The sequence below is a fragment of the Nocardia uniformis NBRC 13702 genome (genome assembly GCF_001613345.1).
GTDB lineage: Bacteria > Actinomycetota > Actinomycetes > Mycobacteriales > Mycobacteriaceae > Nocardia > Nocardia uniformis.
Genome location: NZ_BDCE01000072.1, coordinates 151,715 through 166,859 on the forward strand (window position 1 = coordinate 151,715; position 15,145 = coordinate 166,859).

The window sequence follows — 15,145 nt, forward strand, 5'->3', positions numbered from 1 at the left end:
CCATGTATCTCACCCAAGGCCTGCATCGCGCAATCCAGCAGAATCCGGACGACGTCATGCTCGTCTATCGGGACCGGACCACAACCTTTCGTGCGGTGGGTGATCGGGTCGCGCGGCTGGCCGGTGCACTGCGCGAACTCGGTGTGGGGCAGGGGGACCGGGTGGCGATCCTGGGTCTGAACTCCGACCGGTACGGCGAATATCTGCTTGCGGTGCCGTGGGCGGATGCCGTGTTGAATCCGGTCAATATCCGCTGGAGCCCCACTGAAATTATCTACTCCCTGGCGGATTCGCAGTCCTCGGTCCTGTTCATCGATGACGCGTTCGCGCCGATGCTCCCGGCGCTGAAGGCGGGTTACCCGGACCTGGAGACGGTGATCCACTACGGCGACGGGCCCACACCCAAGGGCGCGCTGTCCTATGAAGATCTGCTGGCCGCCGCTGAACCGGTCGAGGATGCCCGCCGCGGTGGGGATCAACTGGCCGGGCTGTTCTACACCGGCGGAACCACCGGGTTCCCCAAGGGGGTGATGCTCAGTCACACGAATCTGATCACCTCGACACTGGGCGCACTCGCGACCGGTTATCTACCGCGCCCCGGTGCGCGATTCCTGCACGCGGCCCCCATGTTTCATCTCGCCGACCTCGCGGGCTGGATGGCGCAGGTGATCCTCGGCGGCACTCACATCATCATTCCGATGTTCGAACCGGTGGCTGTACTGGAGGCCGTCGCCGACCACAAGGTGACCGATACCCTGCTGGTGCCCTTGATGATTCAGCTGATCGCCGATCATCCCGCATGCGGCGACTACGACCTGACCAGCATGGAACACATCCTCTACGGGGCGTCGCCCATCTCCGAGGCGGTACTCGACCGCGCGATGAAGACCTTCCCCGGCGCGGGCTTCACCCAGTGCTACGGCATGACCGAGCTGGCTCCGGTGGCGACGCTGCTCGGACCCGACGACCATGCGAAGGACCTGCTGCGTTCGGCCGGTCGGGCCGCCCCGCACGTGGAAATCCGCATTGTGGACGAGGCTGGTAACGAGGTGCCGCGCGGCACCGTCGGCGAGATCGTCGTCAGCGGCGCGAATGTCATGCTCGGCTACTGGCACCGTCCCGAAGCCACCGCCGCGGCGCTGCGCGAGGGTCGAATGCATACCGGGGACGGCGGCTACCTGGACGCGAACGGCTACCTGTTCGTGGTTGACCGCATAAAGGACATGATAGTCAGCGGCGGCGAGAACGTGTACTCCGCCGAGGTGGAGAACGCGATCGCTACCCACCCCGCCGTCGCCTCCTGCGCCGTAGTGGGCGTCCCCGACCCCGACTGGGGTGAGCGTGTCCACGCCGTAGTCATTTGCCAGCCCGATACCGCCCTCACCCTCGCCGAACTGCGCGACCACACCAAATCCCTCATCGCAGGCTACAAAGCCCCCCGCACCCTCGACATCGTCACCGAACTACCGGTCTCGGGCGCGGGCAAAATCCTCAAACGTGAACTGCGCAAACAGTATTGGGGTGATAAGGCCCGCCAGGTGAACTGATTGGGGCGTCGGTTTCTCGGCCGCCATCGCCGCGTGGGAGTCGTCAGCGAGCGCGGCCGAATCCTTCGAACAGGTTCCAGGAGCTGCTGTTCTTGGCGACGTGGAGGTAGTAGGCGTAGTTCGCGGTGCTCAAGGCCAGACCGGCGAAACCGAATCCGGCGAGACGGGACCAGGTATCGGACAGGTCGGCGACCGTGATCACCACGCCGACGGCGAGGCCCATGCCCAGCAGCGTCAACCCTTTGCGCCACATGCCTTTCACGAAGAAGTAGATCGGCCCGAACAGGAATGCGAGGAAGTTCGAGTTCAGCATGATCTTCTGCCCGAACGGCAGTGCCCGGTAGGCGTCTCGTGCCGCCGGAGTGGATCCGGGGATCCCGTAGGTGTCGTAGAAGGCGAAGCGTTCCTGCCAGCGGTTCGATAGTTCCCGGGGTGCAGACAAATCCGACATGGGTGCACGATATGCGACCTCGTGCCATAAACACTTATCGTCCTCGTCCGGGAACACTTCCGGTGGTGGTCGCTCTCGCCGTGTCGCACCTCGGTCGGCGGTGCTGATGTCGTTGGCGATGTTCTCGCGAGGTCGTGGACCAGCTCCGGCCCGGGGCCGCAATTCATGTTCTGCTTTACTTTACTTTCGAATCTTTGCAAGTTCATGTGCCGGTCGGGCGATTCATGCGCAGTATGTCTCGCTGGCCGTCACGGTGCGACACGACATGGAAGGCCCGCGATGCCCACAGCAACCCTCAATGGGATTCGGCTCAACTACGACGTCACCGGCAGTGGTCCGCTGGTCGTCCTGGTTATGGGAACGGGAAGCCCGGGCCGGGTATGGCGCACCTACCAGGTTCCGGCGTTGGTGGCGGCCGGGTTCCGGGTCGCGATCATGGACAACCGCGGTATCGCGCCGTCGGACGAGTGCGGCGGCGGTATGAGTGTTGCCGATCTTGTGGGCGATACGGCCGCGCTCATCGAGCATCTGGGCGGCGGCCCCGCTGCTGTGGTCGGTACATCGCTGGGGGCTCGAATCGTCCAAGAACTCGCTCTCGCGCGCCCGGACCTCGTCGGCAAGGCCGTCATGCTCGCCACGGCCGGTCGCCCACACCCGCTGACGCACACCATGAATCGAGGAGAGCAGGCCCTCTACGACAAGGACCTGCAATTGCCCGCCGAGTACGCCGCCGCGGTCAAGGCGATGCTGAACCTGTCGCCGCATTCGCTCGAAGACGCCCAGAAGGCGCAGGAATGGCTCGACATCTTCGAATACTCGGCCGCGGGCAAACCGTCGGCGGGCGTTCGAGCTCAGCTCGGTATGGACCGATCCGGAGATCGCCTGCCCGAGTACCGGCGTATCACCACCCCCAGTCTCATTATCGGGTTCGCGGATGACCGCATGGCACCTCCGATACTCGGTCGGGAAGTGGCCGCCGCGATTCCCGGCGCGCGGTACGTGGAGATCGAGCGTTGCGGCCATTACGGCTACCTGGAACGACCCGACGAGGTCAACCGCGTGATCATCGACTTCCTCGCTGCCTGAGCGCCTCGGGTACGTGGTCTATCCACCGACGCCGTTTCGACGAAGACGAACTCGAAAGGAACCTGCATGAACGACACCTTGCCCCCGTGCCCGTCGTGCTCCAGCCCCTACACCTATGAAATGGGCGCTCTGCTCGTGTGCCCGGAATGCGCGCACGAATGGACGCCATCGTCCGCCGCCGGGGCCGAGGGCGATGGCGACGCCGTGATCACCGATGCCGTCGGCAACGTACTTTCCGACGGCGACACCGTGACCGTCATCAAGAGCCTGAAGGTAAAGGGCAGCCCGACCGGCATCAAGGCGGGCACCAAGGTCCGGAATATTCGTCTCGTCAACGGGATCGGAGACCATGACATCGACTGCAAAGTCGACGGAATCGGACCGATGCAGCTCAAATCCAGTGTGGTGAAGAAGATCTGAGCCACCGTCGGCTGTCCCCGGGTGGCTCGGTCAGGGTCCTGCTGACATGCCGCGCTACAACCGGGACCAGCCGCTGGTCGTTCGGGTCGGGCAAGATCCGATCGGCCGGGGTGATCAGTGCGAGTGCGCGAGCGGCGGCGGCCAGTGCTGTACTGGTCAGGTCGATGACGTCGTGACCACACAGGGCACTCAGCAGACCCGGAAGTGGCAGTGCGGCATAAAGATACGGGTCGTTCGGGATCGACACAGTCCGCGCTCGCATTGTCCACGGTGATGAGAGGCCGGTGAAATCGACGACCACGTCGTGGCCGGCCATGAATTGCCGCAAGGTCGTGGGGGTGGGTTCGATCGCGTGATGTACGAGCGCGGCCTCGAGTCCGGCGGCTCGCACTACCGACTCCAACCGAGGGGCATGCTCGCCGCCGAGCAGGGCCAGCCGCCCATGATCCAGGCCGATTCCTCGGAGCCGTAGCTTGGTGATCGTTGCCGCCGCGACCGCGGCGGTGAGCGCGTCGATCTCGGACACCACGACCGGCCCGCCCTCGGCCGCGATCGAGAACTGCACGGCCGTCGATCGTGCCGCGTCGAACCCCACCAACAGCACCGCCGACACCGGCGGCGACAGTTCCGCGATCCGCATGGCGACATCAGCCGGGTCATCACAGGTCAACGGCATCGGTGTCACCCGCAACGCCGTGCATTGGCTGACCAGCGTGATGTAATCCTCCATCGCTGACCAACACGAGCGGCCTCGGCGGTGACGGTCTCGCACCGCCACCACCGCGACCGCCACCGGCGGCGGGTCGGCACTCGTATCGTCGCCGGGCACACAAGCCGGTTGCACGCTCACTAGCGATGACTCCGATCATCAATTACATACTGCTGCTGTGCTGTTCGTTGACGCCTTCGCTGTGCTGGACCATGGCTCGCCTCGGTCCACTAGCCTCGGCCGTGGCGGCGTTCGTAATCGCGGCGTTCCGCGTCGCCACGTGCGCGGGCCCTCGCATCGGCGAGCGTGGGGTCGAGCCCGTGCTCGGCGAGGCGGTGGCGTCGAAAGACGTAGGTCAGCGCGACGGCGAAGTAGATCAACGGCAGATACAGCAGCGCCATCATCGCCAGGCCCATCCACGCCGGACCCGGGATCAGCAGGAACAAACACAGCGGCGGGATAACTGGAACGAGGACTCGCAGCAGATACCGGCGGGTCGCGCCGGGGCCGGTGAGGTCTTCGAGTACCCACTGCGACATCGACGAGGGCAGGGTCGCGCCGGTGATGTAGCGCAGCCGCTGTCCCAGTGTGGGTGTGGGGTACTCACCACTCATCAGTTCTGTCCTGACGGTTCGGGACGGTGTGCGCGGGCATAGGCGATGGCGTCGGGGGTGTGGTCGAAGACGCGTTCGTCGATGGGGGAGGGCAGTGCGCCGATCGCGGTGAGGCGGCGGCGGTGGTCGTCGCGCAGGCCGGACATGAGCACGGTGATGCGGCGGTGCTCGAGCTTGCCGATGACATCCTTGAGGACGAGCGCGCCCGTGGTGTCGAGGGCGGTGATGCGCGACATCCGAATGATCACGACCCTGACATCGGTGAGTTCGGCGAGCTCGAGGAGGAATCGATGCGCCGCGGCGAAGAATAGCGGCCCGTCGATCCGATAGGCGACGATGTGGTCGTGCAGCAGGTTGTGCTCCTCGGCGAGATGATCGGTGTCGTCGAGCGGAACCTGGTGCAGCCGAGCTTCTTTCGCCACCGATCGGAGCGCGAGCACAACAGCGAACCCGATGCCGACCGCTACCGCGGTCACCAGATCCAGTGCGACTGTGACCAGGAAGGTCACCGCCATGATCGCGGCGTCGCCGCGCGAGGCACGGGCGATCGCGGCCAGCGATGCCGTTTCCACCATGCGCACCGTGGTCGCCAGCAGCACGCCCGCCAGTGCGGCCAACGGGATCTCGGCAACCAAGGGAGCCGCGAGGTAGATGATCGCGGCCAACACCACTGCGTGTGTCAGTGCCGCCAGCCGGGTACGCGCGCCGGAACGGACGTTCACCGCGGTGCGGGCGATAGCGCCGGTGGCGGGTACGCCGCCGAACAGCGGTGCGGCGATATTGGCCAGGCCCTGGCCGAACAGTTCGCGGTCGGGGTTGTGGCGTGTCCCCACGGCCATGGCGTCGGCCGCGGTGGCTGACAGCAGCGATTCCAACGCGGCGAGCGCCGCCACCGCCAGCGCGGGGGCCAGCAGCGGAACCAGCTGCTCGGCCTGAACGAATCCTAGTGTGGGAGCAGGCAATCCGGACGGAATGATGCCGATCGTGGCCAGCGTCAGATCGAACAACCTCGTGATGATCGTCGCGGCGGCGACGGCCAGCAGCGCGAAGGGCAACTTCGGCAGATATCTCCCGCCCACGAGCATCACGACCGCCACGGCCAGCGTGGCGGCCAGCGACATCAGGTCGGGGTGCGACATGAACTGGTGCACAGCATCGAACGCCGACTGCCACACCTTCTCACCCTCGGCATGGTCGATACCGAGCGCGGAGGGGAACTGCTGCAGTGCGATGACGACCGCGATTCCGGCGGTGAAGCCCTCGATCACCGGGGCGGGCACGTATCGCACTGCCCGCCCGACCCCGGCGACCGCGAGCACCACCAGCATGAGTCCCGCCAGCAGCCCCACTGTCAGAACCCCGCCCCCGCCATGCTGATGGAAGATTGGGACCAGGACGACGGTCATCGCCCCCGTCGGTCCGGACACCTGGAAACGTGAGCCACCGAATACCGCCGCCACCACGCCCGCGATGACCGCGGTGGCCAATCCGGCCGCGGCTCCCAGGCCGGAACTGATGCCGAATCCGAGTGCCAGCGGCAGCGCGACCAGGGCGACGATCAGACCCGAAAGTAGGTCGGCCCCCGGCGATTTGATTGCCGGGGCCCAATCCCTCCGGCTGGGCAGTAGTGCGCGCACGGTCACCGAGTGTCGGCAAGCCGGTGCTCGAGCGCCGCGAGTTGTTCACGCAGGGCGTCCGGCAAACGATCGTCGCCGATGGCGGCGTACCACTCGTCGATCAGCAGAGTTTCGGCCGTCCACTCGTGTCTATTGACCGCGAGCGCGTCGGAGACCAGTGCCGTGTAGCCCGCGCCGAGGCCGGTCAGGTCGAGCGCGTCCGCGGTGGGCACATATCCGATCGGCGTAGCAATGGCCTCCCCCTCGCCCTCGATGCGTTCGAGCGCCCACTTCAGAACGCGGATATTGTCACCGAAGCCGGGCCAGAGGAATTTGCCGTCGGCGCTGCGCCGGAACCAGTTGACCTGGAAGATCTTCGGTAGCCGCGCGCCTTCGCGGTCGGCCAGCGACAGCCAGTGCGCGAAATAGTCGCCCACGTGGTAGCCGAGGAACGGCAGCATAGCCATCGGATCGCGCCGGACCACGCCGATCGTGCCGGTGGCGGCGGCGGTGGTCTCCGACGACAGCACCGACGCGGTGAACACTCCGTGCGCCCAGTCGAAGGACTCGCTCACGAGCGGAATGGTGCTCGCACGGCGACCGCCGAAGAAGAACGCCGAGATCGGGACTCCTGCCGGGTCGTTCCACTCCGGCGCGACGGACGGGCACTGCTCGATCGGGGTGCAATATCGCGAATTCGGATGTGCGGCGGTTGTTTCCGACGCGGGGGTCCAGTCCCGACCGTGCCAGTCGATGAGATGATCGGGTGCCTCGTCGGTCATACCCTCCCACCACACGTCCCCGTCATCGGTGAGCGCCACATTCGTGAACACCGAATTGCCGCGTTCGATGGTCGCGATCGCGTTCGGATTGGTCTGCGAGCCTGTTCCCGGCGCGACACCGAAGAACCCGGCCTCCGGATTGACCGCGTACAGGCGTCCGTCCGCGCCGAAACGCAGCCAGGCGATATCGTCGCCGACCGTCTCCGCCTTCCATCCCTCCAGCGCGGGTTCGAGCATGGCGAGATTGGTCTTGCCGCACGAGGACGGGAATGCCGCCGCGATGTAGTGCGTCTTGCCTTGCGGGGAGGTGAGTTTCAGGATGAGCATGTGCTCTGCCAGCCAGCCCTCGTCGCGACCGATCACCGAGGCGATGCGTAGTGCGAAGCACTTCTTGCCCAGCAGCGCGTTGCCGCCGTAGCCGGAGCCGTAGCTCCAGATGGTGCGGCTCTCCGGGAAATGCGCGATGTACTTGGTCTTGTCGCAGGGCCACGGCACATCCGGCTGCCCATCGCCGAGCGGCGCGCCCACGGAGTGCAGGCATTTGACGAATTCGGTTCCGTCGGTGAACTTCTCCCACACCTGCGCGCCCGAGCGGGTCATCACCTGCATAGACACCGCGACGTACTCCGAATCTGTGATCTGCACACCGAATTTCGGGTCCTCGGCGTCCAGCGGCCCCATGCAGAAGGCGATGACGTACATGGTCCGCCCGGACATCGCCCCGCGGTAGTGCTCGGTCATGACCGTGCGCATATCGACCGGATCCACCCAGTTGTTCGTGGGTCCGGCGTCCGACTCGTTCTCCGAGCAGATAAAGGTGCGATCCTCCACCCGCGCCACATCTTCGGGATCGGACGCGCACCAGAAGGAGTTCGGCTTCGCCGTCAGCCGGACGAACGTGCCCTTCTCGACCAGTTGGTCGGTGAGCCGGTCCCATTCGGCGCGCGAGCCGTTGCAGAACACTATGTTGTCCGGCGCGGTGAGCGCGGCGACTTCGTCGATCCACATCAGGATGGCCTTGTGGTCGGTCGGCGCCGCCGGTGCCGACGTGGTGACAGTGGTCGGGTGGTCGGTCACGGCGAATGTCTCCTTCATGAAACTATATAGGTAGTTAGTTTAGAAAATCTGCAATCAGTGGCGACGCGCACACCCACCACCGCTGAGTTCGGGTGTTAAGCGGGCTGCTCCAAAGCCTCGACTTGACCGGCGACAACGCCGGTGAGAATGGCACGCGCGGTCGCCAGCAATTGCGCGACCTCCGGGGAGGCGAGTTCGTAGGTCACCGACAACCCTTCGCGGCGCGCGGTCACCAGACCGGCACGACGCAGGATCGACAACTGCTGCGACAGATTGGCCGGTTCCACGCCGATCTCCGCCAGCATCTCCGACACCGCATGGTCGCGTTCACTGAGAAGTTCGAGGACGCGGATGCGGACAGGATGTCCGAGTGTCTTGAAGAAGTCGGCCTTCATCTGATACAGCGGTCGTTGCAATCCTGGCATCTGCGATCACTCCTTCCGCTGGTGGCGGTATCGACTCGGGCAACCGCACGGTGCTGATTGCAGAGTTTAGCAAACAGCTTAGCCCTTGAGCCCGCCGACAGCGACACGCTTGTGCTGCCCGGCCTCGGCATGAGCGCGGGCGGACCAAATGACTGGTCCCGCTGGGTCGACGAACTCCTGGCGGACAGCGAGGTTCGACGCCTGATCGGGCATTCGATCGGATCCGCCGTCGCGGTGGAAGCCGCGAGCCGCAAACCCCACCGGGTGGACCGACTCACGCTGGTAGCCCCGTTCTTCCTCCAGCCCGGACCGGGTGTCCTGGCCAGGGCGAGCCTGCTCACCGGTTTCATCCTGCGGCACGCGAAGGCAGAATCCCTCGCCGCGCGTCTCACCGGCGACCGAACCCACGCGCCCACCCTCACCACCAGCATTGCCGACCTGCGCCGACCCGGGACCGCGAACCGAGTCGGCCGTCTGCTGAGCCGCAGCGTCGATATGCGTTGGCGGGCAGACCTGCTGGACAAACGATCACCAGAATCGCAGGCGCGGGACACCATCCGCAACTGACACACCCTGCTGCTCTGGTACGAGCACTCGAGTCGATGGACCCCGTCCGGTTGTCGAGCCGCTGATCAGATGTAGTTGTGTTGCTGGACCTTTGTGTTCAGCGCACGATGCTCGTGGCCGTGTCGTGCACTACCCTGGCCGTCGGGTGTTGTGCCCGTGACGGACTGGGTGCTGCGCCCGGGGAGGAACGATAGATGGGCCTGTTAGGGAAACTGCGCGGTGAACTCGTCGACATCATCGAATGGCTCGACGATTCGCGGACCACGCTGGCGTGGCGATTCCCGCGCTATCAGAACGAGATCAAGAACGGTGCCGAACTCATTGTCCGGGAAGGTCAGGAGGCGGTCTTCGTCTATCGGGGTCAGCTGGCCGACCGGTTCGGGCCCGGGCATTACACGCTGACGACGGAGAATATGCCGCTGCTGTCCACCCTGCAGGGCTGGAAACACGGCTTCAACAGCCCATTCCGGTCGGAGGTGTACTTCATCAGCACCCGCCCTGTCACCGATCTGCGGTGGGGCACACCGCAACCGGTGACGGTGCGTGATCCCGACTTCCGGATGGTGCAGGTGCGTGCGAACGGTACCTGCGTCCTGAAGATCGTCGACGCCGAGATCTTCCTGCGCGAGGTGATTGGCACCGACAGCGTGGTCGAGGTGCAGGAGATCTCCGAATTGCTGCGCCGCGTGATTACGCTCGCCTTTTCGGACATGGTCCTCGAAAGCGGCCTCGGCGCAATCGATTTGCAGGGTCGGCAGGTTGCGCTTTCGGAGAAGTTGCGTGATTTCGTCGCCGAACGGGTGGACGACGAGTTCGGTCTCGGCATCGACGCGGTCACCCTGACCATATCGCTGCCCGAGGAGATCACCCAGGCCATGACTCGCGGCGTCGCACGCGGTGTGGAACAGGGTGGCTACCTGGACAATGTCGGTGATATGGGCCGCTTCCAGCAGGCGAAGGCGGCAGAGGCGATGGTCGCCGCAGCCGAGAATCCCTCCGGCGGCGGTGCCATGGGCGCGATGATGCAGGCCGGAATGGGTGTGGCGATGGGCGGACATATGGCCAATGCCATGCAGGGCGGAATCGCCCCGCAGGCAGCCCCGCCCCCGCTGCCGACACAGCAGGCATTCCATGTGGAGCAGGGCGGGCAGCCAGCGGGTCCGTACACCATCGCGCAAATCCAGCAGGGAGTGTCTACCGGGCAGGTCAGCGCCAACACCATGGTGTGGGCCAACGGGATGGCGAATTGGGTCCCGGCCTCGACGGTTCCCGCTCTGCAGGCGCTGTTCACGGCACCGCCACCGCTGCCCGGTACGCCGCCGCCGATGGCGCCGTCGTCATGACCGTGGGGATCAGTGGGAAGAGCTCGAGCAGTTAGAACTGAACAACCGTGAACAATGAGCATCAGCGGTCAGACCGCGCCATGCTGCACCAGACCGAACTGACCCGGACCTATCCTTGCGCCGCGTGCGGTGGGCAGCTGGAATTCGACATCTCCGGTCAGCAGCTGCGCTGCCCCTTCTGCGGGGCCATCGCGGCTGTCGCCGCGCCCGATGGTCGCCCACGGGCGCGCGAATTCCACTCGACCATGAATGAGTGGCGTGCGCTCGCCGCGAACTCGGCCGGTCCGCAGGTGACCGGGGAATGGGAGGTGGTGTGCCAGAGCTGTGGCGGCCACACCACATTCACCGGCTCGCTGACGGCCACCCGGTGTCCGTACTGTACGACACCGATTCAGCGCGACGACGTGCACAATGCCCCGGCACGGCTGCCGGTGGACGGTGTGGTGCCGTTCGCGGTGGACGAGAAGCGCGGCCGTGAATTGGTCGAGCGCTGGGTCCGGGGACGATGGTTCGCACCGTCGGAATTCAAGGCGTACAAGCGGATCGGATCATTCGCCAGCGTCTACACCGCGTACTTCACCTACGACGCGGATACGCACACGCGGTACCGGGGCGAGCGTGGCGAGGAGTACCGGGTCCAGGTCGGATCGGGAGATAACAAGCGCACCGTGACCAAGGTTCGCTGGCATCGGGCCTCCGGCGAGGTGCGCAACGACTTCGTCGATGTGCCGGTGCTGGCCAACGATGGTCTGGACCGGGACAAGATCAGGGAACTGGAGCCGTGGCCGATGGACCAGGCTCGCCAGTACTCCCCGGAGTACGTGGCCGGGCACCTGTGTCGAACCTACGACAGGGACGCCGAGCAGTCGCTACCAGAGGCGCGCGAGTGGATGGAACGCTCCATCCGCAGTGCCGTCGAGCGCGATATCGGCGGTGACCGGCAGCGGATCCACCACCTGGACACGGCGTGGAATCGGCTGGCCTACAAGCATCTGCTGCTGCCGATCTGGCTGCTGACGGTGATCTACGCGAACAAGCCGTTCCAGGTGTACATCAATGGAATCACCGGCGAGGTGCACGGCGAACGACCGTGGAGCAAGATCAAGGTCGCCGTGGCGGTGCTGTTCGCCCTCGCCGTGATCGCAGGCATGATCGTTCTGCTCAGATAGGGTGACGCATGGTCTGGATCGTTATCGCACTGCTGGTGTTCGTAGCCGCTGCCGCTGCCGCTGCCGTCGTCGTGCGCCGACAACGCCGCGATGTCGTGGAGCGCAACCAGGTAGTGCCGGGGCGGCCGACCAACGCCCCGCTGTCCTGGGCCGGCTCCCATGACCCGGAGGCACGGCTGCACCGCCGGTTGCGAGACGCCATGACAGCGCTGCGCACCGTCGCGGCCATCGACGACGCGACGACTATCGGATTGCGCGCGAGTATCGAAGAGTCCGCGGTGGCGGTCGACAACCAACTGGTGTCGATCGCCGCACTGGCGCGGGAGTATCGGGAACAGCGGCTCCCACAGGCACATCGGGCGGTGGAGTGCGTGGAGGCGGCGGTCGCCCAGTACGCTACGGCGGCCACCCGGCACGCCACCACGGCGCTGGAGGCGGATCTGGCCGATGTGCGTGCGCAGTTGGCGGTGGTGGCGGAGATCCGCGGCGAACTCAGCGCCGGATAGCACGATTGCGGCCTGAGCGATGGAGGTGGCGACGCGCTCGTCGAGTAGAGGCTCGAGGTCGGTTCGGGTGTAATCGTCACTCGCCGAGTCGTCATGCCGCGTCGGTCGTCCCGGTCCGGACAGCCGTCGCCGATGCCGCGGCGTCGTGCCATCACCATGAGTTCCGAAGCGGTCCAGTCTGCGACTGCGAATCCTCTGCCATGTGGAAGATGCTGGCGCACAACTCAACACACCACATATAGGTATGTCCTAGCGGCGTCGCCAGAATCGAGGTCGCTTGGATGTGGTTGGTGTCGCGTGGGATTTACCGTACGTCTGGATGGCCACGTCGCGATGAAGGTCGGTCAGTTCGGTGAGCGGGCAGACGCTTCGGCTGGCTGCCGCAATGTCGCTGCCGCCCTCGGAACTCCATATCGGCGGGTAGATCGACAGGCCCTGAGCTGGAGACAACGCCTGTACTTCGGTGGCCCAACCCGGCCACCGTCGATCGCTGTAGAAGTCGTCGAGGCCTCCGTTGAGGACCCACATCACAAACCCCGAGTGTCCGATGCCGGTCGATTCCCATTGCGGACTGCCGGATTCGAGGAAGCACACGTCGCCGAGATCTGCGGGTAGACCGCCGCCATTGATCGCGAATTGTCCGCCCAGCACGTCGATCGCCACAATGAGGAATGGCGGCGGGGCGTCGGCACCGGGATCGCCCACCTGGCTCATTGTGGCCACATCCGGAAGTTCGACATGGCCGCCGCCGAGCAACCGCAGCCAGCCGTGGTCGATCATCACGCCACCGGTGTGCAGCACGAGAGCGCCCAGTGTCGAGCGAGCGGTGACTTGCAAATGGACCAGCGTCTGCCGCGCGCGGGCCGGCTCAACGGGAAGAATATCGACTGACACTGTCGCCGTGGCGATATCGTCCTGTAGGTCCGGCCACGCCTTGTCATCGACCTCGGCGAGCTCATGGAACAGGCGAACCTTCATGGCCCCGATCTTCGCAGGTACACGCCGATCCGGCACGGATACGTAAAGTGTCTTCGCACATGGCGATAGGCGAACCTCGGACTCCCATACGCATTCACGGAGCCGTCCAGACCTCTCTGCGCCTAGCCGTCGCGGTGCTCACAGCGACGCAACCGGCGTTGCGGCGAAGGCGTCCTCGGACTGTCGAACTAAATAGTGCTGCAAGGAGATTCGTCTGTACTGACCGCTCTGTGACGCGAACTGCCCGTTATGTGATTGCTTCGTGGAACCTCATGCGTCGACGGGTTCTTTGTTCGTCGCCTCCTGCTCCTTCGGCGAGGGGATATGGCGCAGGAGGACGAGCACCAGTCCGGCCGCTACGGCGGTGAGGCCGATGCTCACGATGGAATTTACGTGCAATGCCTGGGTGAAGGCCTGGCGTGCCGCGGTGGTTAGTTCCGTGCCGAGCTGGGCGGGCAGCAGGCCCGACACGTGCAGTGCCCCGGCGAGGGTGTCCTTCGCGGCGTCGGCGGCATCGGCCGGTAGTCCCTCCGGCATGGAACCGGTCATCTGTGAGGTGTACACCGCGGTGCCGATACTGCCGATCACGGCGACGCCGAGGGCTACCGAGAACTCCTGGCCGGTTTCCGAGATCGCCGACGCCGCCCCGGCACGGGCCGGATCCACCGCCCCGACGATCATGTCCAGACCCAGCACGAACATCGGACTGAGCCCCAGGGAGAACACCACCATGCCGGTGACGATCGTCGCGAGGTCACCGTCCCCGGACAGCTGCGTGAAGATCGTGTAGCCGACGATGCTGACGAGCAGCCCGCCAGTCATGAGGTAGGCGGGGCGGATCCGCGGTGCCAGCACACTGACCAGTCCTGCGCCGACCACCATTGCAGTGGCCTGAGGCATGGTCCACAGGCCCGCCCGGAACGCGGACAGCCCGAGTACCAGCTGTAGGTACTGGGACAGCAGTAGGAAGAGCCCGCCCATCGCGAGCATGGTGACCATCAGCGCGACGAGCGCACCACTGAATTTGACATTGCCGAACAGGCGCAGATCGACAAGGGGGCTCGTCAACCGCCGCTGCCGGGCTACGAACACCGCACCCAATGCGAGCCCGGCGGCGAGCACCAGCACGGGAGCGGTTTCGACGCCATTCTTGGCCAGCTCCTTGATGCCGTAGATGATGGCGATCACCGACGTCAGGGACAGTGCCGCACTGAGCAGGTCCAGCTTCCCCGGATTCGGATCCTTGTACTCGGGCAACAGGACTGGTCCGGCGACGAGTAGTAGCACCATCGCGGGCACGGCGACCAGGAACACCGAGCCCCACCAGAAGTGTTCGAGCATTGTTCCGCCCACCAGCGGGCCGACAACCATGCCAACCATGAAGCTGGTCATCCACACTCCGATGGCCGTGGTGCGCTGCTTCTCGTCGTGGAACATATTGCGGATCAATGCCAGTGTGGACGGCATCAGGGTCGCGCCTGCCACGCCCAGTAGTGCGCGGGTGACGATCAGCATCTCCCCGCTGGTCGAGTACGCCGCCACAATCGATGCGATACCGAACGCGACCGCGCCGACCATCAAGAGTTTGCGGCGTCCGATGCGGTCGCCCACGGTGCCCATGGTGATCAGGAATCCGGCCACCAGGAAGCCGTACACGTCGAGGATCCACAGCAGCTGAGAACTGCTGGGTTCCAGCGCCGCACTGATGTGCGGGATCGCCAGATACAACACACTCATGTCCATGGAGATGAGCAGCGTCGGCAGTGCGAGGACCGCGAGGCCGATCCATTCCTTGCGGCCTGCTACGGCCGGCGGTCCGTCTATCTCAGTTGGCACCTGCGCCATTATCACCCCT

15 protein-coding genes are annotated in these 15,145 nt (G+C 65.3%); 7 read left to right on the plus strand and 8 right to left on the minus strand.

The genetic code is table 11. The features are described from left to right. The first annotated feature begins 2 nt into the window (after window positions 1–2). Window positions 3–1,547 (plus strand): long-chain-fatty-acid--CoA ligase, encoded by a 1,545-nt coding sequence (locus NU1_RS27330; RefSeq protein WP_067525733.1) that lies wholly within the window; start codon window positions 3–5, stop codon window positions 1,545–1,547. 43 nt (window positions 1,548–1,590) lie between these two features. Here the strand turns inward: NU1_RS27330 and NU1_RS27335 are convergent, their stop codons facing one another. After that, window positions 1,591–1,998 carry a DUF2628 domain-containing protein gene (locus tag NU1_RS27335; RefSeq protein WP_157553099.1) on the minus strand — a complete coding sequence of 136 codons (408 nt, stop codon included), beginning with the start codon at window positions 1,996–1,998 and terminating at the stop codon, window positions 1,591–1,593. Window positions 1,999–2,277: 279 nt separating this feature from the next. Between NU1_RS27335 and NU1_RS27340 the strand changes: the two genes are divergently transcribed. After that, window positions 2,278–3,084 (plus strand): alpha/beta fold hydrolase, encoded by an 807-nt coding sequence (locus tag NU1_RS27340; protein WP_067525735.1) that lies wholly within the window; start codon window positions 2,278–2,280, stop codon window positions 3,082–3,084. Window positions 3,085–3,150: 66 nt separating this feature from the next. Further along, window positions 3,151–3,504 (plus strand): zinc ribbon domain-containing protein YjdM, encoded by a 354-nt coding sequence (locus tag NU1_RS27345; protein WP_067525737.1) that lies wholly within the window; start codon window positions 3,151–3,153, stop codon window positions 3,502–3,504. Here the strand turns inward: NU1_RS27345 and NU1_RS27350 are convergent. The 5 genes from NU1_RS27350 to NU1_RS27370 form a co-directional block, all read right to left on the minus strand. Then, on the minus strand, window positions 3,476–4,354 hold the full coding sequence (locus NU1_RS27350; RefSeq protein ID WP_157553102.1) for a hypothetical protein: 879 nt from the start codon (window positions 4,352–4,354) through the stop codon (window positions 3,476–3,478). The genes NU1_RS27345 and NU1_RS27350 overlap by 29 nt on opposite strands. A gap of 89 nt (window positions 4,355–4,443) precedes the next feature. Beyond that, a complete protein-coding gene (locus tag NU1_RS27355) occupies window positions 4,444–4,827 on the minus strand; it encodes a DUF5313 family protein (protein WP_067525739.1) in 384 nt (127 codons plus the stop codon). Continuing rightward, a complete protein-coding gene (locus NU1_RS27360; protein ID WP_067525807.1) occupies window positions 4,827–6,464 on the minus strand; it encodes a SulP family inorganic anion transporter in 1,638 nt (545 codons plus the stop codon). The genes NU1_RS27355 and NU1_RS27360 overlap by 1 nt, the downstream gene beginning before the upstream one ends. Before the next feature lie 2 nt (window positions 6,465–6,466). Beyond that, window positions 6,467–8,233 carry a phosphoenolpyruvate carboxykinase (GTP) gene (locus tag NU1_RS27365; protein ID WP_245720337.1) on the minus strand — a complete coding sequence of 589 codons (1,767 nt, stop codon included), beginning with the start codon at window positions 8,231–8,233 and terminating at the stop codon, window positions 6,467–6,469. A gap of 164 nt (window positions 8,234–8,397) precedes the next feature. Then, window positions 8,398–8,727 (minus strand): ArsR/SmtB family transcription factor, encoded by a 330-nt coding sequence (locus NU1_RS27370; RefSeq protein ID WP_067525743.1) that lies wholly within the window; start codon window positions 8,725–8,727, stop codon window positions 8,398–8,400. A 111-nt stretch (window positions 8,728–8,838) separates the two neighbouring features. Between NU1_RS27370 and NU1_RS27375 the strand changes: the two genes are divergently transcribed. The 4 genes from NU1_RS27375 (at window position 8,839) to NU1_RS27390 (ending at window position 12,312) form a co-directional block, all read left to right on the plus strand. Beyond that, the gene (locus NU1_RS27375) at window positions 8,839–9,294 is read left to right on the plus strand and encodes an alpha/beta fold hydrolase (protein ID WP_067525745.1); all 456 of its coding nucleotides are present in this window, start codon (window positions 8,839–8,841) and stop codon (window positions 9,292–9,294) included. A gap of 194 nt (window positions 9,295–9,488) precedes the next feature. Next, a complete protein-coding gene (locus NU1_RS27380) occupies window positions 9,489–10,637 on the plus strand; it encodes an SPFH domain-containing protein (protein WP_067525747.1) in 1,149 nt (382 codons plus the stop codon). 47 nt (window positions 10,638–10,684) lie between these two features. After that, window positions 10,685–11,806, plus strand: a complete 1,122-nt coding sequence (locus NU1_RS27385; protein WP_157553105.1) for a zinc ribbon-containing protein — start codon at window positions 10,685–10,687, stop codon at window positions 11,804–11,806. 8 nt (window positions 11,807–11,814) lie between these two features. After that, window positions 11,815–12,312: a hypothetical protein gene (locus tag NU1_RS27390; protein WP_067525751.1), complete on the plus strand. Its 498-nt coding sequence runs from the start codon at window positions 11,815–11,817 to the stop codon at window positions 12,310–12,312. Between the two features lie 249 nt (window positions 12,313–12,561). Here NU1_RS27390 and NU1_RS27395 read toward each other — a convergent pair whose 3' ends face one another. Further along, entirely contained in the window at window positions 12,562–13,290 is a 729-nt protein-coding gene (locus NU1_RS27395; protein ID WP_067525753.1) for a DUF2625 family protein, read from the minus strand. Between the two features lie 270 nt (window positions 13,291–13,560). Next, window positions 13,561–15,135, minus strand: coding sequence for an MFS transporter (locus NU1_RS27400; RefSeq protein ID WP_067525755.1), 1,575 nt, complete (start codon window positions 15,133–15,135; stop codon window positions 13,561–13,563). Between the last annotated feature and the right edge of the window lie 10 nt (window positions 15,136–15,145).